The sequence below is a fragment of the Piscinibacter gummiphilus genome, from assembly GCF_032681285.1.
GTDB classification, from domain to species: domain Bacteria; phylum Pseudomonadota; class Gammaproteobacteria; order Burkholderiales; family Burkholderiaceae_C; genus Rhizobacter; species Rhizobacter gummiphilus_A.
The window spans coordinates 4,078,243-4,098,422 of sequence record NZ_CP136336.1 but is presented as its reverse complement, the minus strand read 5'-3'; the positions used below and the strand labels follow the sequence as shown (position 1 = coordinate 4,098,422).

At 66.6% G+C, this 20,180-nt stretch carries 16 protein-coding genes; 4 read left to right on the top strand and 12 right to left on the bottom strand.

Translation table 11 applies throughout. The features are described 5' to 3' along the window. Positions 1-51 precede the first annotated feature (51 nt). Both RXV79_RS19295 and RXV79_RS19290 read left to right on the top strand, forming a co-directional pair. Positions 52-519: a MarR family winged helix-turn-helix transcriptional regulator gene (locus RXV79_RS19295; RefSeq protein ID WP_316699732.1), complete on the top strand. Its 468-nt coding sequence runs from the start codon at positions 52-54 to the stop codon at positions 517-519. After that, positions 509-1,756 carry an MFS transporter gene (locus tag RXV79_RS19290; RefSeq protein ID WP_316699731.1) on the top strand — a complete coding sequence of 416 codons (1,248 nt, stop codon included), beginning with the start codon at positions 509-511 and terminating at the stop codon, positions 1,754-1,756. Before RXV79_RS19295 ends, RXV79_RS19290 begins: the two co-directional genes overlap by 11 nt. A gap of 3 nt (positions 1,757-1,759) precedes the next feature. Here the strand turns inward: RXV79_RS19290 and RXV79_RS19285 are convergent, their stop codons facing one another. Genes RXV79_RS19285 through RXV79_RS19275 form a run of 3 tightly spaced genes read right to left on the bottom strand, consistent with a single transcriptional unit; the run spans position 1,760 to position 4,085 of the window. Continuing rightward, positions 1,760-2,332, bottom strand: a complete 573-nt coding sequence (locus tag RXV79_RS19285) for a TMEM165/GDT1 family protein (protein ID WP_316699730.1) — start codon at positions 2,330-2,332, stop codon at positions 1,760-1,762. A gap of 8 nt (positions 2,333-2,340) precedes the next feature. Continuing rightward, complete coding sequence (locus RXV79_RS19280) at positions 2,341-3,132, bottom strand: SDR family NAD(P)-dependent oxidoreductase (RefSeq protein WP_316699729.1); 792 nt, start codon at positions 3,130-3,132, stop codon at positions 2,341-2,343. After that, a complete protein-coding gene (locus RXV79_RS19275; protein ID WP_316699728.1) occupies positions 3,129-4,085 on the bottom strand; it encodes an MBL fold metallo-hydrolase in 957 nt (318 codons plus the stop codon). The genes RXV79_RS19280 and RXV79_RS19275 overlap by 4 nt, the downstream gene beginning before the upstream one ends. A gap of 48 nt (positions 4,086-4,133) precedes the next feature. Between RXV79_RS19275 and tssA the strand changes: the two genes are divergently transcribed. Beyond that, entirely contained in the window at positions 4,134-5,186 is a 1,053-nt protein-coding gene (tssA, locus tag RXV79_RS19270) for a type VI secretion system protein TssA (RefSeq protein WP_316699727.1), read from the top strand. A 15-nt stretch (positions 5,187-5,201) separates the two neighbouring features. Here tssA and RXV79_RS19265 read toward each other — a convergent pair whose 3' ends face one another. The 6 genes from RXV79_RS19265 to RXV79_RS19240 form a co-directional block, all read right to left on the bottom strand. Then, the gene (locus RXV79_RS19265; protein ID WP_316704155.1) at positions 5,202-5,936 is read right to left on the bottom strand and encodes an OmpA family protein; all 735 of its coding nucleotides are present in this window, start codon (positions 5,934-5,936) and stop codon (positions 5,202-5,204) included. A gap of 50 nt (positions 5,937-5,986) precedes the next feature. Further along, on the bottom strand, positions 5,987-6,964 hold the full coding sequence (gene tagF, locus RXV79_RS19260) for a type VI secretion system-associated protein TagF (protein WP_316699726.1): 978 nt from the start codon (positions 6,962-6,964) through the stop codon (positions 5,987-5,989). Next, positions 6,961-10,767, bottom strand: a complete 3,807-nt coding sequence (gene tssM, locus RXV79_RS19255) for a type VI secretion system membrane subunit TssM (protein ID WP_316699725.1) — start codon at positions 10,765-10,767, stop codon at positions 6,961-6,963. The genes tagF and tssM overlap by 4 nt, the downstream gene beginning before the upstream one ends. A gap of 21 nt (positions 10,768-10,788) precedes the next feature. Continuing rightward, positions 10,789-12,354 carry a hypothetical protein gene (locus tag RXV79_RS19250; protein WP_316699724.1) on the bottom strand — a complete coding sequence of 522 codons (1,566 nt, stop codon included), beginning with the start codon at positions 12,352-12,354 and terminating at the stop codon, positions 10,789-10,791. A gap of 92 nt (positions 12,355-12,446) precedes the next feature. Next, positions 12,447-12,716, bottom strand: a complete 270-nt coding sequence (locus RXV79_RS19245; protein ID WP_296728939.1) for a PAAR domain-containing protein — start codon at positions 12,714-12,716, stop codon at positions 12,447-12,449. Positions 12,717-12,799: 83 nt separating this feature from the next. Next, positions 12,800-13,642: a M15 family metallopeptidase gene (locus RXV79_RS19240; protein WP_316704153.1), complete on the bottom strand. Its 843-nt coding sequence runs from the start codon at positions 13,640-13,642 to the stop codon at positions 12,800-12,802. A gap of 317 nt (positions 13,643-13,959) precedes the next feature. On the opposite strand from RXV79_RS19240, the gene RXV79_RS19235 reads away from it, so the two are divergent. Next, entirely contained in the window at positions 13,960-14,604 is a 645-nt protein-coding gene (locus RXV79_RS19235; RefSeq protein WP_316699723.1) for a hypothetical protein, read from the top strand. A 7-nt stretch (positions 14,605-14,611) separates the two neighbouring features. On the opposite strand, the gene RXV79_RS19230 is transcribed toward RXV79_RS19235, so the two are convergent. Genes RXV79_RS19230 through RXV79_RS19220 form a run of 3 tightly spaced genes read right to left on the bottom strand, consistent with a single transcriptional unit; the run spans position 14,612 to position 20,153 of the window. Next, a complete protein-coding gene (locus RXV79_RS19230; RefSeq protein WP_316699722.1) occupies positions 14,612-15,604 on the bottom strand; it encodes a hypothetical protein in 993 nt (330 codons plus the stop codon). Between the two features lie 5 nt (positions 15,605-15,609). Next, a complete protein-coding gene (locus tag RXV79_RS19225; RefSeq protein WP_316699721.1) occupies positions 15,610-17,175 on the bottom strand; it encodes a hypothetical protein in 1,566 nt (521 codons plus the stop codon). A 41-nt stretch (positions 17,176-17,216) separates the two neighbouring features. Then, positions 17,217-20,153 (bottom strand): type VI secretion system Vgr family protein, encoded by a 2,937-nt coding sequence (locus RXV79_RS19220; protein WP_316699720.1) that lies wholly within the window; start codon positions 20,151-20,153, stop codon positions 17,217-17,219. Positions 20,154-20,180: the final 27 nt, after the last annotated feature.

Below are 20,180 nucleotides of genomic sequence, written 5' to 3'. Positions count from 1 at the left end.
GACAATCTCCATACAGTTGCATATACAAAGATTGTAGCTACAATTGTTTGCATGACAGCCAAGACACCAACTGCCGCGCCCCGGGGCTGCACCAACTTCAAGTTGCGCCAGATCACCCGCACCGTGAGCCGGCGGTATGACGCGGCCATTGCGAGCACCGGGCTCAAGATGACGCAGTACTCGCTGCTCTCGCACATTGCGGCGATGGAGCCGGTGCGGCCGTCGGACCTCGCGGCCAAGATGAACCTGGAAGTCTCCACGCTGTCGCGCAACCTGCAGCCGCTCATCGCGCAAGGCTGGGTCGACCTCGGCCCCGGCCCCGATGCGCGCAGCCGCCTCGTGGCGCTCACCGAGCCTGGCCGTGCCAAGCGGGCCGAGGTGCAACGTCTGTGGAAGCAGGCCCAGCTCCAGCTCAACGACACGCTCGGGGTGGAGCGCGTGGCGCAACTGCACCAGTTGATCGATGAATGCCTCGCCGTGCTCGGCGCAGACGAAGAAGGGGAATCCGATGGCGAATGAATCGAACCAGCGCCGCCTGGCGTTGTGGATCGTGTTGCTGGCCGCGGCCGGCACGTTCTCGTTGACGATGGGGGCGCGCCAGTCGATGGGCCTCTTCCTCAACACGCTGAACACGCACACCGGCCTGGGCCTCGCGAGCATCAGCCTCGCATTCGCCTTCGGGCAGCTGTGGTGGGGGCTCACGCAGCCATTCGCCGGCATGGTGGCCGACCGCGTGGGCGCCGGGCGTGTGCTGGTGGTGGGCGTGGTGCTGATCGCCATCGGCACGTCGCTCGTGCCCTTCATGACCACAACGGCCCGGCTGATCCTGGCCATCGGCGTGCTCTCGGCCGGCGGCGCCGGCATGGCCGGCCCGGCGGTGCTGATGGCCGCGACCACGCGGCTGGTGCCACCCGAGAAGCGCGGCATGGCCTCGGGCATCGTGAACGCCGGGGGCTCGTTCGGCCAGTTTCTCTTTGCGCCGCTCGCGCAGGCCATCACGGCTGCGGCGAGCTGGGTGGTGGCCTTGCAGAGCCTCGCCTTCCTGACGCTGCTGGCGCTGCCGGCGGCCTGGGTGCTGCGTGGTACGGCCCAGCAGGCGGTGGCCGCCGCGGGTGCCGCGCCGGTGAAGAAGGAGACCACGCGCGAAGCCATCGGCCGCGCGGTGCGCGACCCGAGCTATCGGATGTTGTGCGCCGGCTTCTTCGTCTGCGGCTTTCACGTCGCTTTCATCGCGACGCACCTGCCGGGCGTGGTGGCGTCATGCCAGCTGCCGGCTGCGCTCGGCGCCTGGGCGCTGGGCATCATCGGCCTCTTCAACATCGTGGGCAGCGTGGCGATGGGCTGGGCGGTGTCGTTCCAAGGCGGGCGCTGGCGCATGAAGTCGCTGCTGTCGCTCGTGTACGCCACACGGGCAGTGGCGGTGCTCGTGTTCCTGCTGGCGCCGAAGACGGAGTTCACGCTGCTGGTGTTCGCGGCGGTGATCGGTGTCACCTATCTCTCGACCGTGCCGCCCACGGCCGGGCTCGTCGCCAAGTTCTTCGGCCCGGCGCACATGGCCACGCTCTTCGGCCTGGTGATGCTCGCGCACCAGATCGGCGGCTTCCTCGGGGCCTACTTCGGCGGCAAGTCCTTCGAGTGGACCGGTAGCTACAACTGGATGTGGTACGCCGACATCGTGCTCGCCGTGGGCGCGGCGCTCATCCACCTGCCGATCCGCGAAGCGCCGGCGGCCACCGCGGTGCCGGCGAAGGCCTGACGCTCAACTGCCCACGCCGAGCAGGACCAGCACGCCGATCACCGCGAACACCAGCGCGGCGATGGCGTGCACCCACGCCATCGGCACGAACCTCACCGCCCGTTCGCCGAAGAGCACGGCCGGCACGTTGGCCAGCATCATGCCGAGCGTGGTGCCCGCCGTGACCCACACCAGCGAGTCGAAGCGCGCGGCGAGCATCACGGTGGCGATCTGCGTCTTGTCGCCCATCTCGGCGAGGAAGAAGGCCACCACCGTGACGCCGAACACGCCCCAGCGGCCCGCGCTGGCGGTCTCGCCTTCGTCGGCCTTGTCGGGGATCAGCATCCACACCGCCACGGCGAGGAACGATGCGCCGAGGATCCAGCGCATCCACTGCGGATTGACGAGCGTTTGCAGCCACGCGCCGAGCGCCGCGGCGGCCGCATGGTTGGCGAGCGTCGCGACGAGGATGCCCAGCACGATGGGCACGGGTTTGCGGTAGCGGGCCGCGAGCAGCAGGGCGAGGAGCTGGGTCTTGTCGCCGATCTCGCCGAGGGCGACGACGCCGGTCGACACCCAGAAGGCTTCGAAGGTCATTGGGAGAGTCAGGTTGCGGGAACGGTGTAGTTGAGCGTCATGCGGCCACCGTCGACGAAGACGATCTCGCCGGTCATGTAGCTCGACGCGCTGCTGAGCAGGAAGGCGGTGACGTCGGCGATCTCGACCGGATCGCCCAGGCGCTTCATCGGCGTGCGACTCATGATGCGCTGCTTGGCCTCCTCACTGCCGAGCACGGCGTTGCGCGCGAGTTCGGTGGCGATCGTGCCGGGGGCGACGGCGTTGACGCGCACGCCGCGGTCGGCGAGCGAGAGCGCCATCACGCGCGTGAGCTGGTTGATGCCGCCCTTGCTCACGTTGTAGCTGGCGATGGTCGGGATGGCCATCACGCCGTTGACCGAACTCATGTTGACGATGGCGCCGCCGCCCGTTTTCACCATCTCGCGGGCCGCAGCCTGGCCGACGAGGAAGGCGCCCTTGAGGTTGACGTCGAGCACGGCGTCCCAGTCGGCTTCTGTGATGTCGAGGAAGTCGGCGGCCTTGAAGATGCCGGCGTTGTTGACGAGGCCGGTGATGCGGCCGAACGCATTGAGCGTGTCGGCGATCGCGGCGTCGACCTCGGCCTTGCGGGCGACGTTGCAGTGCAGGTATTGGGCACGGCGGCCCTGTGCGGTGAGCGAGGCGGCGAGCGCCTGACCGCGTGCGTCGTCGACGTCCCACAGCGCGATGGCAGCGCCGTCGTGCGAGAGGCGCTCGGCACACGCGGCGCCGATGCCTTGCGAGGCGCCGGTGACGATGATGACCTGGTCTTGCAAGGCGAAGTGGACGCGTTGGTTCATCGTTTGTCTCCCGCAAGCCAGACGCCGATGCCTTGGGCGTTGAGCTCGATGTCGTTTTCGAGCAGGTGCAGCACCTCGGTGTCGGGCAGCGTGCAGCCGTGGGCCCGCACGCGTTTGAGGTACGTGCCGCTCAGGGCCTGCTTGAGGCCGGCATGACGATCGGCTGCGTCGCGCATCGGCAGGGCCAGTTGCACGAGTTCGTCGATCTGTTCCAGCAGCGTGGCGCCGAGTGCGGCAACGCCTTGCACGCGGCCATAGTGGGTGAGGTACATGGACTCCGGCCGGTACGACAGCAGCCGCTGCACCGAGGCCTTGAGCGCGGGCGGGTCGAAATGCACCGGCGTCGTGGTCGGCAGCAGCCAGGGGCCTTGCGCGGTGTCGAACTCGCGGTACGAGAGCCCAAAGGTGTCGCCGGTGAAGAAGCTCTTGCTGCGCTCGTCCCAGATGCAGTGGTGGTGCTTCGCGTGGCCGGGAGTGTCGAGCAGCGTGAGCGTGCGCCCCGCAAGCTGCACCGCCATGCCGTCATGGCTCACGACGACGCGCTCCTTCGGGATCGGCGCGATCGTGCCGTAGGCTCGCGCGACTTCGTCGGCGCCGTAGACCTCGCTGGCCCCGGCGATCAGCGCGCTCGGGTCGACCATGTGCCGCTCGCCCCGCGGGTGCACGAGCAGGCGTGCGTTGGGCAGCGCCTGCATCAGGGCCCCGGCGCCGCCAGCGTGGTCGAGGTGCACGTGGGTGACGATCACCCAGTCGGCGTCTTCCGGCTTGAGCCCGGCAGACGCGAGCGCCGCCAGCAGGCGCGGCACGCTGTGCGTGGTGCCGGTGTCGATGAAGGCGGCGCGGCCGCCTTCGACCATCAGGTAGGCGGCGTCGAAATTCGGGCGGTGGAAGCCGGTGTCCACGGTGTGGATGCCGTGGTGCACCGAGCCCCCCAACGAGGGTGTGGCGGTCATGATTCATTCTAGGCAGCGCCCAAAAGCCCGCCGCTACACTGCCTGCCCATGAACACCGACGAGCTCCTGCAGCCGATCTCCGACTCGGCCCCGTGTGGCGAAGACCTGTCGTTCTCGGCCGAGTTCGACCAGATCGCCGAGATGCGCCGCGAAGACGACCCGACGCTCGACCAGGGCGAATGGGTCACCACGCTGAAAGTGGCCGACTGGCCGGGCGTGCTCGACCGCTGCAGCGATCTGCTGCGCAACAAGTCGAAGGATCTGCGGCTGGCGATGTGGTGGGCCGAGGCCGCCACCTTGACCCAGGGCTATGTGGGGCTGCGGCACGGGCTCGAACTCTGCGGCGGTCTGTGCGAGCGCTACTGGGACGAGTTCTACCCCCAGCCCGAAGACGGCGACCAGGACCAGCGCATCGGCAACCTCGGCTGGTTCCTCGGGCGGATCGGGGCGCTGTCGACGGTGGCGCCGATCACGCGCGGCCGCGCCGGCGCGTATTCGCTGCAGCAGATGTTCGCCGCGCGCTCGCTACAGCCCACGCCCGAGAAACCGCTGCCCCCCGAAGCGCTGACGCTCGACAAGTTCAACCGCGCCTTGCGCGAAACCCCGAAGGACGACCTGCGCGCGTCGCTCGCGGCCCTCGAAGCCAGCCAGCAGCTGCTCAACGGCTTGCAGGGCCTGGTTGACGCGAAGCTGGGGGCCGATGGCCCGAGTTTCGTGTCGGCGCGCGAGGCCTTGGCGTCGGCGCTGCACGAGTTGCAGCGCCTGTCGCGTGAAGCGGGGGCCATCTCGGGTCCGGCGGTGTCCGATGCAGCCGCGGGCGCCGGTGCCACCAAGGCCACGGGCGACGCCGCTGGAGCGGGTGCCTCAGCCGGCGGCCCGCTGCGCACGCGCGAGCAGGCGCTGGCACAACTGCGCGAGGTCGCGAGCTTCTTCCGTGCCACCGAACCGCACAGCCCCGTGGCCTACCTCGCCGAGAAGGCCGTGCAGTGGGGCGACATGCCGCTGCACCTGTGGTTGCGCGCCGTGCTCAAGGACGCGGGCGCCTTGGCCCACGTCGAAGAACTGCTGGGCGTGCAGCCGCCCCGCGACGAGAACGGCTGAGCCGCGCCTCAAGCCTTACTGGCTCACACGGAACTCGATGCGCCGGTTGCGCGCACGCCCGTCCGGCGTGTCATTCGCAGCCACCGGCCGGTCGGGCCCCGAGCCCGAGGTGGTGATGAGCGAGGGCGGAACACCCTTGCCCGCGAGGTAGCTGCGCACTGCATCGGCCCGCGCGAGCGACAGCACGATGTTGGTGTCGCGGGCACCTTGCGAATCGGTGTGGCCGATGACCTCGACCTTCTTGCCACCCATCTTCAGGAGCGCGGCGGCCATCTCGTCGAGGATGGTGCGGCCGGCCGGGCGCAGCACGCTGCTGCCGGCCTCGAATTCGATGATGCGGTTGGCGAGCGTGGCGTCGAGCACCGACTGCTCCTGCGCCGCCACCCGCAGTGCGTTGCGCACCGCGTAAGTCGGGTTGAGCGCGGTGGCCATGTCGGCCGCGAGCTGCTGGCGCTGCGCTTCGTTGCCCACCTCGCCCTTGAGTTCGATGTTGTTGCCGTTGATCACCAGCTGCCCGCGCGACACCTGCTTGAGGTTGGGCGAGACGATCTTCTGCACATAGCCGCTCCAGTTGGGCGGCGCGACGACCTGGCCCACGCCGAGCTGGTCGACCACACGCTCGGCGCCATAGATCTCGCGGACACGCGCAAGGATGGCGTTGCGGGTGGCTTCGTCGGGCACCGTGCCGGCCACAACGACCTGGTTCGGCGCCGCGGCGGTCTCGGCCGCAGCCGGCAGGGCGGCAACCATCAAGGCCACGCAGGGCAGCACACGTTTCATGAAGGATGGGAGGCTCATGCTCATTCCCCGAGGAAGGTTTCGCGGAACATGTCCACCGCGGCCGCGAGGGACAGCGACGGGTCGCGCAGGTGGTTGGAGAGCTTGCGCAGGCCGTAGTCGGCGCCGATCCAGTCTTCGACCCACTCGGCTTCGGTCACGCTGACGTTGTCGTTGCGGCTCGCTTCGCTGTCGATCACCGAACGCAGCGTGAGCGGCGACGCGCCGTGGAAGCCCATCACCAGCACCGGCTGCGCGCCGTGCATGGTGACGAAGATGGCGGTCTCGGCCGAGGTGCGCGCGAAGAAGCGGCTGATGAGGTCGACCCACATCGTGAGCACGTGCGGCAGCTGCATCGGGTCGCGCGGCAGCGGCAGCAGCAGGCCCTTGTTGAGGTCGGTATGGCCTTGCGACAGCACCGGCTGCAGCAGCAGACCAAGGGCCAGCGCCGTCTGGCGGAAGGAGATCGGCGCGGCGCCGGCCGGCGTGAGGGCGGCTTCGAGGCGGTCGATCGTCATCTGCTGCGCGAAGGCCTTGTACGACTGGCGCAGCGCGTTGGTTTCGCGTTCGAGCTCGAGCGGGCTGAGCAGCTGCTCCTGCACCTCGGCGAAATCGGTGGCCTGCTGGGCCACGCGCACCTGCGTGTCGAGCCGGCCCCACAGCGGGCTCAGCGCCTGCGGGCTGTAGGGCAGGAACTGCAACGGTTCGTCGACTTCGAACGACGCGGCCAGCACGAACGGGAAGCGGCGCCCCGAGGCATCCTGGCTCGCCACCATGTGGCCCACGAGGCCCGCATTGCTCTGCGTGCCGAGGATGGCGAAGTGCACCGGCGAGGCGGCGTCGTAGACGATCTTCCAGCGGGTGTCTTCGGCCAGCAGCTCGAGCGTCTGCGACATCCAGTGGTCGATGCTGTGGATGAGGGCCGAGCCCGCGCTGGAGCGCACGAAATCGCCGCGCGAGGGCAGCTTGCCGAAGTAGAGCGCCTGGGCGGCTCCGCTCATGGCCGGCCTCCCGCGGGCGCAGACGTGGTCGCGGCGGGCACGAGGCCAGCCACCAGCGGCGGCAGTTGCACGCCCTTCAGGCCGCCCGAGGCGCTCGGGGTGTCGGCCGCGCCGGCCGCATTGGGCGAGCCGACGGCGGCGCTCGCAATCAGGCGCAGCTGCACCGTGACGGCCAGGTTGCCGTTGGGCCACGAGAGCTCGAAGACGTTGCTGTCGAGCTTGCGACGGCGCGCCTTGTTGATCATCTTCTCGAGGCCATAGCCGCCGGGTTCGTTGAGGAACTCGACCGTGCGGCCATCGGTCGTGACGCCGGTGATCTTCACGCCAGGCGTGCCCTGGCCGGGCCAGACGAAGTTGGTCCAGCTGGCGATGGCGTTGCGGTAGCGGAGCTGCTGGCCGTCCACCTCGACGGTGTACTCGGCCAGGCCAGGCACGGGTGTGGGCAGCATCTGGAAATTGGTCTGGGCTTCGTTGCCACCGCCCGAGCCACCGCCGGCCGCACCGCCGCTGCCGGCGCCTCCACCGGCGACCGGCGCCACCCACGCCGGGAATCCGGTGGCGAACTCGGGCCGCAGGCGCAGGCCGATGTCGGCCCAGGTGCGCGGCGTGATGATGTCGCCACGGCGAACGACGAGCGCACCCAGCGCCTGTTCACTGAACTTGGCCACGCCGCCGTCGGGACCGAAGAGCTTGGTCATCTCGCCGGCCGTGGCTTCCAGGCGCGAGGCCTTGTCGAACGGGTACTTGCCCGCCAGCGTGCGCATGAAGGGCTCGTGCACCTGTGCGGCCCAGATGCGGTTGATCTCGTTCTCGGCCGCCGGCACGATGACTGCGTAAGACTGGATCAACGGGCGCACGAGCAGCGGGCGCAGCGTGGCCTTGGCGGCATCGGTCTGGCCAGCGAGCATCTGTTCGTCGACGAGCTTGAGCGCCTCGCTCAACTCGGAGCTGCCTTCCAAGGTCTGCTGCATCAGCTGGCGGCTGGCCGGGCCGGCATCCCCCTGGTTCTTGATCTGGTTGAAGCGTGTGCGGACCTTCGACAGCGACTCCAGGTAGTTGCGGATCAGCGCCGGGTTGCTGTCGCGCGCCACCATCAGGCGGGTGAGGCCGGCGAATTCCTTGCCGATCGGCCCCATCGGGATGGCGGCTTCGCCGGTGGTGACGTCGAGCTTCACTTCCACCGCGCTGGGCGACATGCGCAGGATGGAGCGCTTGAACCAGTCGACGAAGCCTTTCTGCCCCTTGGCGAGCCGCTCGTTGAGGATGCCCGGGTTGTCCCAAGACGTCTGCTCGTAGAGTGCGGTGATGAGCTTGCCCACGGGTGACGCGGCCGGGTCGCCCAGGCGGTTCATGCGGATCACGGCCTGCTCGAAGCTGCCGAACTCTTTCACCGTCACACCCTGCAGGAACTTCTGCCACTCCTGCACGTATTCGGTCTTGTAGAGCTGCACCAGCGCCTTGCGGATCTGCTCGGGGCTGCCTTCGAGCGTGAGGTCGTCTTGCGTCGCGGTCTTGAGCACCCAGTCGTCGGCGCGGGTCTCCTTGAGCGAGGCTTCCTTGAATGCGTCTTCGATGAAGCCGTCCCACGCTTCACGGGTGAAGGCACCCGAGATGGCATAGCTGCCGGCCACGATCTCGCGATCGGCCTCGTCGATGAGGCGGGCGACCGTCATCGGCGGGAAGCGCGTGGCGGCACGCGCCTTCACTTCGGCGTAGACACGTTCGCGCGCCGGCATGCCCTTGACGACGCGACGCAGGTTCTCGCGGGTGGTGTCGAGCAGTGCGAGGTTGGTCTGCGTGGCGGGGAAGTCGGGTGACGACACCTGCGTGAGCGCGAACGAGAGGATGCGTTCGGCCGAGCGGATCAGCTGCTCGCGTGGCATCGAGCCGCGATTCGCTTCGAGCCAGCCGCGCCAGAAACGCGTGAGCTGGTCGCCGAGGTGGCCGGTCTCCATGCGGGAGCGGTCGCCCAGCATGATGTAGGTCTTGAGCGCGTTGTACGCGTCGGAGACGTTGGTGCTCGAGGCCGCGGAGTAGAACCCCATCGGCTCCGGTGCTGTGGCGGGGCGCGCGGCAGCGCTGCTGTCGGCCGAACGGCCGAGCGGTTGCAGCTGTGCCGCGTTGGCGTTCACCTCGCCGAGGTAGGCGGCGATGGCGCCGGCCGTCGGCTTGAGCAGCACTTCCTGCAGGCCGGCCAGGTAGATGGCCCGCATCTTGGCTTCGAGCGCCTCGCCCTGGTAGAGGCCGAGGGCGAGGGTCCACGGCCGCTCTTCGCGGTATCGCTGCAGCTGGTCGACGCGGTCCTGAACGATCTCGAGCGCTTCCAGGCGCGACTGCAGGTCGATGCGGCCTTCCTGCAGCTTGATCGCCTTGTTGAGGTCGGCCTGCACGTTGGCGACGAGCTGGCGGTTGCCGACGTAAGACCAGGTCCAGCCGGCCAGCATCGCACCCAGCAGCAGCGCGCCGCCGAAGAAGGCGGCATAGCGCCAGCGCAGCTTGTTGCGGCTCGTGTACTGCTTGACGAGGTTGGCGTCGGCGAAGACGACCTTGGAGAAGAGGTCGCGCAGGAAGAAGCCGTTTTGCGCGACCACCGCGGCGGTAGGGGCGGAGCCTACGGCGGGCTGGAGGCCGAAGCGCTCGGCCACCCGCTGGCTCGCGCGGCCGGTGGACTGGCCTTCTTGCACCGCGCTCGTGAAGTAGAAGCCGCGGAAGATCGGGCGGAACTGGTACGGGTTGTCTTCGAAGAGCGTGGTGATGAAGGTGCGCAGCGGCGCCTTCAACGATGAGAACTCGAGCGGGAAGGTCAGCACGCCGGGCGGCAGCTTCTCGCCACGGTGCATCGACATGCGCACGGTCGAGGCTTCCTTCAGGCCATCGTTCAGCTCGTCGAAATGCTTGTCGAAGCTCGCCACCACATCGGCCTTGGTGGCCGTGTCGTAGGGCAGTGTGGCGCCCCAGACGCGTTCGCGCTCGTCGCGATCACGGTCTTCAAAGAACTCGGCAAAACCGGAGATGAGGTCGGCCTTGGTGAAGACCACGTAGACCGGTGCGAAGACTTCGAGCTTCTCGGTCAGCTCCTGCACGCGCTGGCGCAGCTGCTTGGCGAGCGTGATGGCGAACTCGGGCTTGTTGTTCGACAGCTCGGCGAGGCTCGCCGCGATGATCACGCCGTTGAGCGGCGCCTTGGGGCGGTTGCGCTTGAGCAGCGAGAGGAAGCCGAGCCACTCGTCGCGGTCTTCCTGGTGCACCGAGTAGCGGCCGGCGGTGTCGAGCAGGATGCCTTCGGTGGTGAAGAACCAGTCGCAGTTGCGCGTGCCGCCGATGCCCTGGATCACCGACGAGGTCTTGTCCGAAAACGGGAAGTTCAGGCCCGAGCGCACGATGGCCGTGCTCTTGCCGGCGGCCGGGTTGCCGATCACCGCGTACCAGGGCAGCTCGTACAGCGCGGCCGAACCCGAGGTGAGGCCGAGCTTGGAGGTCTTGATGGTCTTGACGGCCTCCTGCATGCGCTGGCGCACGGCCTCCATCTCGGCTCGGCTTTCCTTCGTGGTCGCGGACTTCACGGCACGCTCGGCTTCGGCCTCCATCGCGGCTTCGAGGTTCTTCGACGCACGCGCAGCGCGCCAGCGGCGCACGGCCCACACGATGAGCCACACGAGGAGCAGCGTCACCAGGATGACGACGGCCCACAGCGCGCCGACCTTCAGCGCATCGGCACTGAGGAAGAGCAGGGCAGCCAGCGCCAGAACGCCGATCACGGCGAGCGTGCGTGTGTCCAGGAGGAACGACCAGATTCGTTGCATGAGAAATATCCGTTCGGGTGTTCAGGCGGCCTGTGCCGCGGCGGCAGGTGCCGGTGCGGGCGGCGTGGCGGGCGCGGTGGCTGGTGGTGTGGCGGGTGCCATGAGCACGGCCAGGCGGTCGAAGGGGGATTGCGCGCCCAGCAAGAGCGCCGGGGCTTCTGATTCCTTCACCTGCGTGGCAGTGAGGGCCGCGCAGGCGACGAGGCGGGCGATGCCGATGTCGCCACAGCCGAGGCCCAGGCGCAGCGCGTGTTCGGACGCGTCGAGGTGCGACAGCCGCTCCTGCAGCGTTTCATAGACCTCGACGGTGCGCGAGACACGATGGTCGGCATCGGTGGTGAGGTGCTGGATCAGCTTGGCGTCCTGGCCGGTGCCGAGCAGCATGTCGTCGACGGCTTGGACCAAGGCTTGCGAGGTGACACGGCCACTCGCGTCGGCCGACTTGTCGCGCTTGATCACACTCGCTTTGTGCATGAGCGCGAGCGGCGCGGGGGTGCCGGTCGGGGCGGGCCATGTGGCTGACGCGAGCAGCACGCCGGCACCGCCTTCGCCCGGCACGCGGCCTTGCTGGCGCTGGCCGGAGAAGAGCTCGTTATGACGCGAGAGCTGCTCGACGGTGTCTTCACCGACGAGGCTGTCGGCTGCCATTGCCCACAGCAGGCCAGGTTGGCGTTCACGATGCCATTGCTGGAGCTGCTGCTCCATCAGCAGCCAATGGGCCTCGGCGTTCTCGACCGGGTGCACATGCAGCTGCACGGCAGGGCGCGCCGTGCTGGCCATGGCGCGCGACTGGCCCGCGGCCTTGAGGCCGTCCTCGATGAGGGGCTCGAAGACCTGATGCAGCCACGCGCTTGCGAGTTGTTGCGCCGGCACTGGCCAACGCGCCGGAATGCCAACCCGCACGCTGACCACTGGCGGCAGCAGTGGCACGTTGCCGTTCGACGACGCACGCGCCGAGGGCAGCGGGACCGACAGTGCCGGCCACTGCGATTCGACCTGTGCCCCCATCTGCTCGACGACGGCTTCGAGCGATGCCAGTGCTCGCAGCATCTCGGGTTGCGGCAGGTGGCCGGGCCAGTCGGCGGGCAGGCCCTTGCGTGAGCTGCCGATGTCGTCGAGTGCGCCTGCCACGTTGTCAGTGCTGAGGTCGGCGACCGGCGCGGTGAAGATCGCGATGCCGTTGTCGTCTTTCATCGTGGCGTCGAGTTCGGCCTTGCAGCTGCCTTCGGCGATGCTCGATTGCGCGTCTCGCCATGCTGCACCCGCGCGCACTTGCACTGCAGCGGCGAGCACACGATGGGGCACTTGGCGTGCATCGGCGGCAGGCGCTGCGGCGGCGGCAGGCGTCGCGGGCGCCTTCGTCGAGGCGGCCACGGCCGGGGCGGCAGCGTAGTTGCGCAGCCGCTTCACTGCCCACACCACTGCCAGCAGGGCAGCCGTGAGGATCAATGGCACCGCCACCAGTTGCAGCAGCAGCTGCGTGGCATCGGGGTTCACGTTCGCCGACTGCCATCGCCAGAGCGTGCTCAGCCACACCAGTGCGGTGATCACCAGCAGCAGTGCGAGAACCTTCCAGACTTTGGCCATGAGGGGAGTACAGCGAACGCATGGCGCCGCAAAGGCGCTTGCGAGGTGGTGTCAGCGTGGGGCGAAGCGGGGTTGGAGCGGGCGCGCGGTCGTCAGCATTCGTCGCTGGTGACCGACTGCGACGAGATCAGCTTGGCGCCGCAGGCGGTCTGATCGTCGTGCCGCGCGGCGGCCTTGCCGTCGATGACCATCGTCGGGTCGCCTGTCACGATGGCGCAGGTGCCGTGGCCCTTCTTGGGGCAAGTGACCTTGTCGCCGACGCGTGCGATGCGCTTGCCGTGCGTGTCGGTGACCCCTGAGGCCTCGATGACCTCACCGCCGTGGTCGGTCTTGTCGCCCAACACGATGAAGGGACGCCCCATTCCACCTCTCCCTTGTGTGTGTGATTTGCAACTCGCATGCAGGCTCGATGCGAGCGCTGAAGTCTAACGGCGGGCGCGTGTTTTCAGGCCCCCACTTTCGGGCGGTGCACATTGGGCTTGCGCAGCTCCACATGGCCCAGGTCGGCGTTCTGCCAGCGTCCACCCCAGGTCAGGCCGACACGTTGCGCAACCTCTCCATACAACTCGTAACCCTTTGCGGCCCACGGGTCGCGCTCGCTGATGACGAGCTTGCCGTTGCGCATGAAGGCGGAGTCGGCAGCGAGGCCGTGCTGGTGGTAGCTCTGCCACGCAGCGGCGTTGGTGACGTGCGCGCCCATACTGGCAAGCAAGGTCTGGCGCTCAGGGCTGCGGTAACCCTCGATCAGCGCCATCTCGTAGCCGTGCTCTTCGCGCATGAGGCGATAGGCGAGCAGCAGGCGCTGGCGGAAGTCGGCATCGAGCAAGTCCCAGCGGCGGTCGGCGGTGCTCAGCTTCGGCCGCACCAGCTCCACTTCGGCGGTGGTGAAGACCTCGGGCGGCAGGGGCGGCGGAGGCACGAGCTGCTCACCTTGCAGCAGGGTGGCGATGACGCTGTCGGCTTGTGCCGTGGTGGTGTCGTCGTAGGCATCAAGCGTGTGCAGCGCCCGCAGCGAGAAGACGATCACGGGCGGCAAGCTGAGCAGTGCGACCGCGATCGACAAGGGAATCGCATGGCGCTGCACCCAGCGGGTGCTGCTCGCGGCCTGGGCATAACCCTCGCGTGCGTTGCGCGTGGCGGCACCTTGCGCCCTCTGCTGCACGCCAGCGAGCCGCTGCCGCCATGTCGAGATGTGCTGCATCACGCCCTCGCGGAACGCTGGCAGCAAGAGCAATGCTGCCAGTGCGCACGCACCGACGAAGTACACGACGACGATCGCGATCCACATCATCTTGTTGCAAGCACGCTTCGCGGTCCCCCCAACGGGGCGTTGCTGCGTGGAATGGCCTCTCTAGAATTCGCGCACCCATGCGGGCGCAGGCGCGCCCGTCGACATCAAGGCCTTCGGCTTTTGCCATGACCCAGCCAGACAAGCCCGTTCCAGCCCGAGGTGCACGCCCTCAGTTGTTTGGCGAACCTAGCGCAAGCCCGCCCGGCAAGTCACGACAGCCCGACTTCGGGCCGAGCATCTTAGCCACCATCGACGGTACGCCGCGGCGTGATTCGCGTGCGCGTGATGCGACCCCCTTGAAGCGGGTGCTATGGATGTCGTTGCTGGCGCTGGGTGTGGTCGCGGTGTATTTCGCGGTGAAGCTCGGGATGCTGCCGAGTGCTTCGTCGCACTCGCCCACGCAGGCTGCTCCGGTGGCGCAAGCGCCGGCTCCAGTGGTCAAGGCGGTCGAGCCGCTGGCCGTCGCCGTGCCGGTGGCGCAAGTGGCGTCTGCCGCATCGGCGGCCGACGGCGCTGCATCGATCGAAACGGTGGCGACGCCCGTGGCGGTGGCGGCTGCGTCTGCTGACGCTGCAAGTGTGGCTTCGAATGTCGCAGCCAGCCTGAACAACATCCAACATGCGCTTGCCAGCGCAGATGCACTCGAGCCCCGCAAGACCGCCAAGCCAGTGGCGCCCAAGGAGGCGGCCGTCACGGCCCCATCCGCCAAAGACACGACCGTGGCGACGCGCGGTGCCGCACCGCTGCCGAAGCCGACCACCAAATCTGCCAACGACGATGCCGAGCTGATCGCCGCCATGCTGCCGCACCTAAAGCGCAGGGGCACTGCGCCCACAAGCCCGGGCTACGAGAAGCGCTGCGGTCACCTTGATGGTGATGCGGCGGTGGATTGCCGGGTGAAGTTCTGCAACGGGCGCGAAGGGGTGGACGCGGCGTGTCCGTCGGCGGTGAGTCGCTAACGGGAATCTAGAGCTTCGGCGGATCCTGGTTGTGGTCCCACTGCCAGATGGTGGCGCCATAGTCGCCGCCGATTTCAGGCAGGAGCTCCCCATGTTTGAAGTAGCGCCTGCTTCCTGCCTTTGCCGGCGTAAACCAGTATCCGCTGCGAACGCACGTGAGCCCAGCTTCGCAACTGAGGCGATGGCCTTCATCGTATTCCTGGGTAGCTGTCGTCGAATTCGGGTGCACGATCATGCGCCCTGTTGGACGGACTGCGTGCCACGTGCATTCGATGAGGGCGAACTCCTCAATATCACCGTCGGCATCCATGCTTGCTGCTTCATACGCAGGCTGCATGACTTGGACCCCTTGCCGAGCGAACGCGAGGGCGGCAGTTCCGATGCCGGTTGCAGGGACCCAAACACCTGTCCACGGCACTACATCCCCGGTTTTGCAAGTGACTGAAATGTCGGCTGCGTACTCCGGGATATGTTCGGGACGAACTGGAAAGACGGCGTCCTCGTAATACCGTGCAATCTCGCTGCCGCTGATGCCAAGGTCTTCGGGCACTTCATACCGCCAAGCTGTTGATCGATCACGGTAAGCAGGCGAGCTGAAAGCTTGGCTCATCGCCATGCCTCGCAGATAGTGATTACCGATTCGCGATGCTTCGTTCACCACAATCATGATCTGATCTTGATCCGGCTGGCTCAGCCATTCCATGTTGCTTTCGCGAAGCCCGCGGGGAATGTCTGACACGCGGCTAGCCCACGATTGCATAGGTCCGAATTCGCCGTGGATCAGGACGGCACGTGCGTTATCAAAGCTGCTGAGCAAATGCTCCATCGCACCACCCCACTGCGGTACAGGTGCGTAGTCGGCAATGAATGGATGTTGAAGCACTCGGTCTTGAAAAAGCGTGAATGCCTCATGCAGACACTCATTCGCTCGGCTCAGATAGTCCGGCGACGTAATCGTGTACCAGAGATGCGCTTCTTGACTCAGATTGCGTGCGGGCATGACGCTTAGACTTTCAAGGGGTTTGGTAGGCCAATGAGGTCGTGCTGGTCTGCAAAGTCCTTGAAGCCCCAACCGGTCTCGAAGGGACCTTCAACACGAGGATCGTTGATCTTCGTGCGGACACCTGAGGGTTGTGCTGCCCCGTCGGCTTTGCGAATGACGGTGCCTTCCACCATGTCTGGAAATTGAGCGCTCACGAAGTTGTCTGGTTGTGCGTTCCGGATCTGCTTTTTGGGATCGAAGACGATCTGAGGCAGTCCACCTTCAAGGAATCCCGCCGAGTGATCTCCTGTCGGACCAAGCCATTGCATGGAAGTTCGGCCTTCCCACACAGTGATGTCGCCGTCCCGCGCCTTGTTGTAGGTGTATTTGACAAAAGTGCCGTTCTGATTCCACTCGGGCTTTACCGCGAGTTGGCCCCGCCACATCTCCCGTGCCTTTGCTGGATCGGCATTGATCTGTTTCCACACCGATTCGGGTATCCAGCACGTGCTGAGCGAGCCGCTGGTGGGATCGAGGACCCGATACAGCGTCTCACCGTCCTTCAGCGGGCGAGCCTTTGCGCCTGCTGTGAAGCTTCTGATTGCCGTGTCATCCAATTGAGGTGCACCGGCTTTCACTCCCGTAACGTAGTCCAACTTCCTTCTGAACTTTTCTGGGTCCAACTGCTTGAATTCAGCGGGCGGTGCCGTTTTGACCCATGCCGGTCGATGTTTGGCCATCAGGCGACGAGCACCTTGTTCCGACAGGGGGGCGATCCACCCCTTGTTCAATTGCTGGGATTGAGCGACCCAATGCATTTCGTCTAAACGCTTTGCCAAGTGCAGCATCATGGCGTGAAGCGGTCCCATGAACTTGTTCACGGCGCCTTCAAAGTTCTTTTGGACGGTGACGATTCCGTCGAATACGTTCTTGATCTTCGGACCGGCAGACGCTGGCAGTAGAGGCCGCAGGTACTGAAGGATGCTCTTCAGACTCTCCGCCTTTTCATTGAAGGCGGCTTTGAGCGTCGCGGGATCGATCTTGCTCACCAGTTCCCGAATACTCTTTGCTGTCCACTTGATGACATCGGGAACCCCAGTGGTAGTCAGAAATTTCTGGACCTTGGGGTGGTTTAGATATTGAACGATGGAGGGCATCGCTGCGTCGATTGCCTCATCCATGTGTTTGACCATCTTGCTTGCATGGGTCAGGTCGTCCGCGCTCTTGAGTAATGGGCGCAGCTTGACGAACACGATCTTGACTACACCCTTGACTACCGATCCGAGTTCGGGAACGAAGCCAATCAGCGTGAGAACCAGGTTGAACCACGCCATGCCGTTCGTTGGCGCAGCGACGATCGCAATGATGTTGGCGATGAGATCACGGATGTCCATGATCGTATCGACACCCGGGATAAGACAAACAACGGTGTCAAAACCGACCTGGCCCGCCGAACGGTTGGGGTTGAAGTCGCCTTGGAGAGCCTCCCATACCCAGTTTGCCTTTTGCTTGGCATCCATCGCTGCGCTCTTTGCGCTGTGCTTCCAACGATTGATTCCTTTGACGATCTCTTCAAACGAAAAGGACATGTCTCGCTTCTCTCTAGTGAGCGTTTCAAGAGCTACGCCTATCAGGCACCAATGAAGGCCTTTATGGACTTCTCCAAGTCATTCAATGAATAGGGCGTTGGGTCTTTGCTGGTCGGTGGGTTTTCGTATTGCACGCAGTGGGTGGCGCCGCTCTTTGGTATCCCATCTAAGTGGGCAAAGCCGTTTGTGTTCAAGGTGCCGTTGCGTGAGCTGCCATCCTCGAATCGAACGACGTAGGGAACGTTTGCCAGAGGCTGCGCTTCCCAGCCTCGCAGCTCAACTTCAAGCCATCGCGGCTGCTCCCCCAAACGTGCATCGGGTAGCCCGGCAAGACTCGCGCTCCCGCTCCCTCCACCCGCCCACGCATGACTCGCCGCCTTGACCGTAAAGCTCCCCGAGGTCGCGAACTCGATGTTGGCCCCATCAAGCACGACCTTGGAGTCCCCCCCCACGATTTCGATCCGCTCCTTCGCCGTGATCGTGATCTCGTCATTGACCGAAATCACCGTGATGTCCTTGTCGGCCAACAGCTCCAGCGCATCTGTGTGCGCGCGCAGCGAGAGCTTGCCGTTGGCGGCGATCGTTTGCAGCTCGCCGTCGTGCGTGTAGAGGCTCGTGGCCTCGCCGGAGACGAGGCTGGCGGTGTGTGCAGCAGCGGCGTGGATGTCGCCTTGCGCGACGAGCGTCGTGTCCTGCCCCGAGTAGCTCGCGATGCTGGCCGGGCTGCTCGTGATGGCGGCGCTGGGGGTGTCGAACACGATGAAGGGCTTGGAGAACTGCGCCACCGGGTCGTTCGCGTCGCGGTTGGCGCCTTGGCGTTCGCTCGGGTGTTGCCCGCTCTTCTGGATGTCGATGGCCTCCAGCAGGCCTTGCAGCGCGGCCTGCTCCTGGGCGTCGTGGCTCGTGAGGGGGAGTGCACCCTGGCCCTGTGCGGCCTGGCCTAGCGCCTGCCCGAGTTGCTGTGCGCTCTTGAGTTGGGCGACAGCCTCTTGCACGTCGAGCTGTCCGCCTTGCGCGCTGCCGTAGCTCCCGGCCCGTGCGGTGGTGCTCAGCAGCAAGCCCTGGCCCGCGCGCAGGTTGGCCCAGCCGTCGGTGTGGGCGTAGAAGCCCGAGCCGAGCCAGGCGCCGCGCTGGCTGCTGCTCGGCCCCTGGCTGATGATGTGGCCGAGGCTCAGCTCGCTCCACGGTGAGCCCGAGCTGTGACTGGCCAGGCGCATGCGCAGTTGGCCGGTGGCGTCGTCGATCACCCACTGGTTGCTGCCGTCGTCGTCGAGCGTGCGGCTGTGCCAGCCCGACAGCGTGCCGGGATGGTTCGCCCCCGAGTCCACCCCGGCCGGCCAGGGCAGGGCGTCCTGGCCGTTGTGCAACTGGCCCACGATGATCGGGCGGTCGAGGTCGCCTTCGAGAAAGTCGACGAGCACTTCGGTGCCCACGCGTGGAATGAAGAGGGCGCCCCAGTTGGCTCCGGCGCTCGGCTGCGAGACGCGCACCCACTGGCTGGCCGCTGCGTCGCCTGGTGCGTGGCCGGTGTCGTCCTGGCCGGGGGTGACGGGGCCAAGCAGGCCACCTGCGAGCGGCGCGCGGCCTCGTTGCCAGGGGAACTGGACCCGCACGCGCAGATCTCGCTCGGTGGTGACGGGCTGGTCGGCATGGCCCACGACGAGTGCGGTCTGCACGCCGGGCGCCTGTGGCTTGGCCCGCGCTGCTGGCACAAGGGTCACGGCAGCAGGCGCGGCCTGGAAGTGTTGCCGGTAGCTGCCGGCGTCGAGGTCGGGGCGCTTGAGCAGTTGCGCTGCTTCGCTGCCGAGGTTGTTGGCCGCTTCGTGTTGAACCCCGAGTACAACGAACTGGCTGTCGCCGGTGTCCAGCGGGTAGCGGCTGTGCTCGGTGAGTTGGAAATTGGCGCCCGGGGTGAGGCGGCGCACGCCGCCGTCGCCGCTCAGCGTCTTGTAGGCCAGCTCGTGCCGGGCGAGAGCCAGTGCACTGCGTTGGTCGGCCAGCGGGCTGTGGGCCGCCTCGTCGTCGGACTCGAAGCGGCTGTGGCGACGCTCGCCATGGCCGTGATACTGCTCAAGTGCAGGAACGTCGCCTTGCGCCAGTGCGCTTTGTTGCTGGGCGGTCACGCCGGCCAGCTGGCGGGGATCCCACGCCCCCAGTGTCACGGCATTGGGAGCAAGCTGACGCGAGAGCGCGATGGCAGTGATGGTGTCTTCGACGAAGCCGCGCGTGCGCACGTCGGGCTTGCCGAAGCGCAAGGCGCCGAGATCGGGGCGCGCGGCATTCGGGTCGCTGATCACGAGGCAGTGCTTGGCCGTCTTGGCTTCACTGAGCGGGCGATCGTCGTCGCTGTGGTCGAGGCGCCAGTTCCAGCCCTCTTCGGCCAGCAGGCGTTGCACGAATGCGCCGTCACTCTCTCGGTACTGGGTGGTCGTGCCTCGGCGAGGCGCGGCCTCCAGGGCTTCGGGGCTCAGCTCGAGGCGGAAGTTGGCCTGCGGATACGTCCGCAAGACGGCAGTAACGATTTCATCGGCACGCTGACCGAGAAACACGCGCGTGTCGTGACGCAGCCCGAGGAAGTGGGTGAAGGCGACGAGCTGCAGCCGATAGCGAGCGAGGCCCCCATCGGCGCCAAGCTGCGCGGCTTCGGCCACGTAGCCGTGCCATGTGCGGTAGCGGCCGTCAGCGCACATCAGGCGCAGGCTCATCTGCTCGCCGATCAACGCCTTGAGCGACAGCTGGGCGCTGGTGCTCAGGCAATCGACTTCGGCGACCAGCGGGCTGAGCGTGGCATGGGGTTGGCCCAGACCGCTCACATCTTCGTGCCAGCGCGCGCGCTCGACCACGAGCGTGGCGCTCGGCAAGGCAGTCTCGATCTGCAGCAGCCGCTTCTGCTGGCCGATCGTCAGCAAGGTCATCAGGCGACTCAAGCCTTCGGACATCGCCGAAGTCAGCGCCGAGGTCATGGTGCTCGGGTTCATTCTTGTAGCTCTCCCTTTTCTGCGCGT

Coding starts and splice junctions, on each gene's coding strand:
- RXV79_RS19295 (WP_316699732.1), top strand. CDS start 52: ATGACAGCCAAGACACCAACTGCCGCGCCCCGGGGCTGCACCAACTTC.
- RXV79_RS19290 (WP_316699731.1), top strand. CDS start 509: ATGGCGAATGAATCGAACCAGCGCCGCCTGGCGTTGTGGATCGTGTTG.
- RXV79_RS19285 (WP_316699730.1), bottom strand. CDS start 2,332: ATGACCTTCGAAGCCTTCTGGGTGTCGACCGGCGTCGTCGCCCTCGGC.
- RXV79_RS19280 (WP_316699729.1), bottom strand. CDS start 3,132: ATGAACCAACGCGTCCACTTCGCCTTGCAAGACCAGGTCATCATCGTC.
- RXV79_RS19275 (WP_316699728.1), bottom strand. CDS start 4,085: ATGACCGCCACACCCTCGTTGGGGGGCTCGGTGCACCACGGCATCCAC.
- tssA (WP_316699727.1), top strand. CDS start 4,134: ATGAACACCGACGAGCTCCTGCAGCCGATCTCCGACTCGGCCCCGTGT.
- RXV79_RS19265 (WP_316704155.1), bottom strand. CDS start 5,936: ATGGTTGCCGCCCTGCCGGCTGCGGCCGAGACCGCCGCGGCGCCGAAC.
- tagF (WP_316699726.1), bottom strand. CDS start 6,964: ATGAGCGGAGCCGCCCAGGCGCTCTACTTCGGCAAGCTGCCCTCGCGC.
- tssM (WP_316699725.1), bottom strand. CDS start 10,767: ATGCAACGAATCTGGTCGTTCCTCCTGGACACACGCACGCTCGCCGTG.
- RXV79_RS19250 (WP_316699724.1), bottom strand. CDS start 12,354: ATGGCCAAAGTCTGGAAGGTTCTCGCACTGCTGCTGGTGATCACCGCA.
- RXV79_RS19245 (WP_296728939.1), bottom strand. CDS start 12,716: ATGGGGCGTCCCTTCATCGTGTTGGGCGACAAGACCGACCACGGCGGT.
- RXV79_RS19240 (WP_316704153.1), bottom strand. CDS start 13,642: ATGTGGATCGCGATCGTCGTCGTGTACTTCGTCGGTGCGTGCGCACTG.
- RXV79_RS19235 (WP_316699723.1), top strand. CDS start 13,960: ATGTCGTTGCTGGCGCTGGGTGTGGTCGCGGTGTATTTCGCGGTGAAG.
- RXV79_RS19230 (WP_316699722.1), bottom strand. CDS start 15,604: ATGCCCGCACGCAATCTGAGTCAAGAAGCGCATCTCTGGTACACGATT.
- RXV79_RS19225 (WP_316699721.1), bottom strand. CDS start 17,175: ATGTCCTTTTCGTTTGAAGAGATCGTCAAAGGAATCAATCGTTGGAAG.
- RXV79_RS19220 (WP_316699720.1), bottom strand. CDS start 20,153: ATGAACCCGAGCACCATGACCTCGGCGCTGACTTCGGCGATGTCCGAA.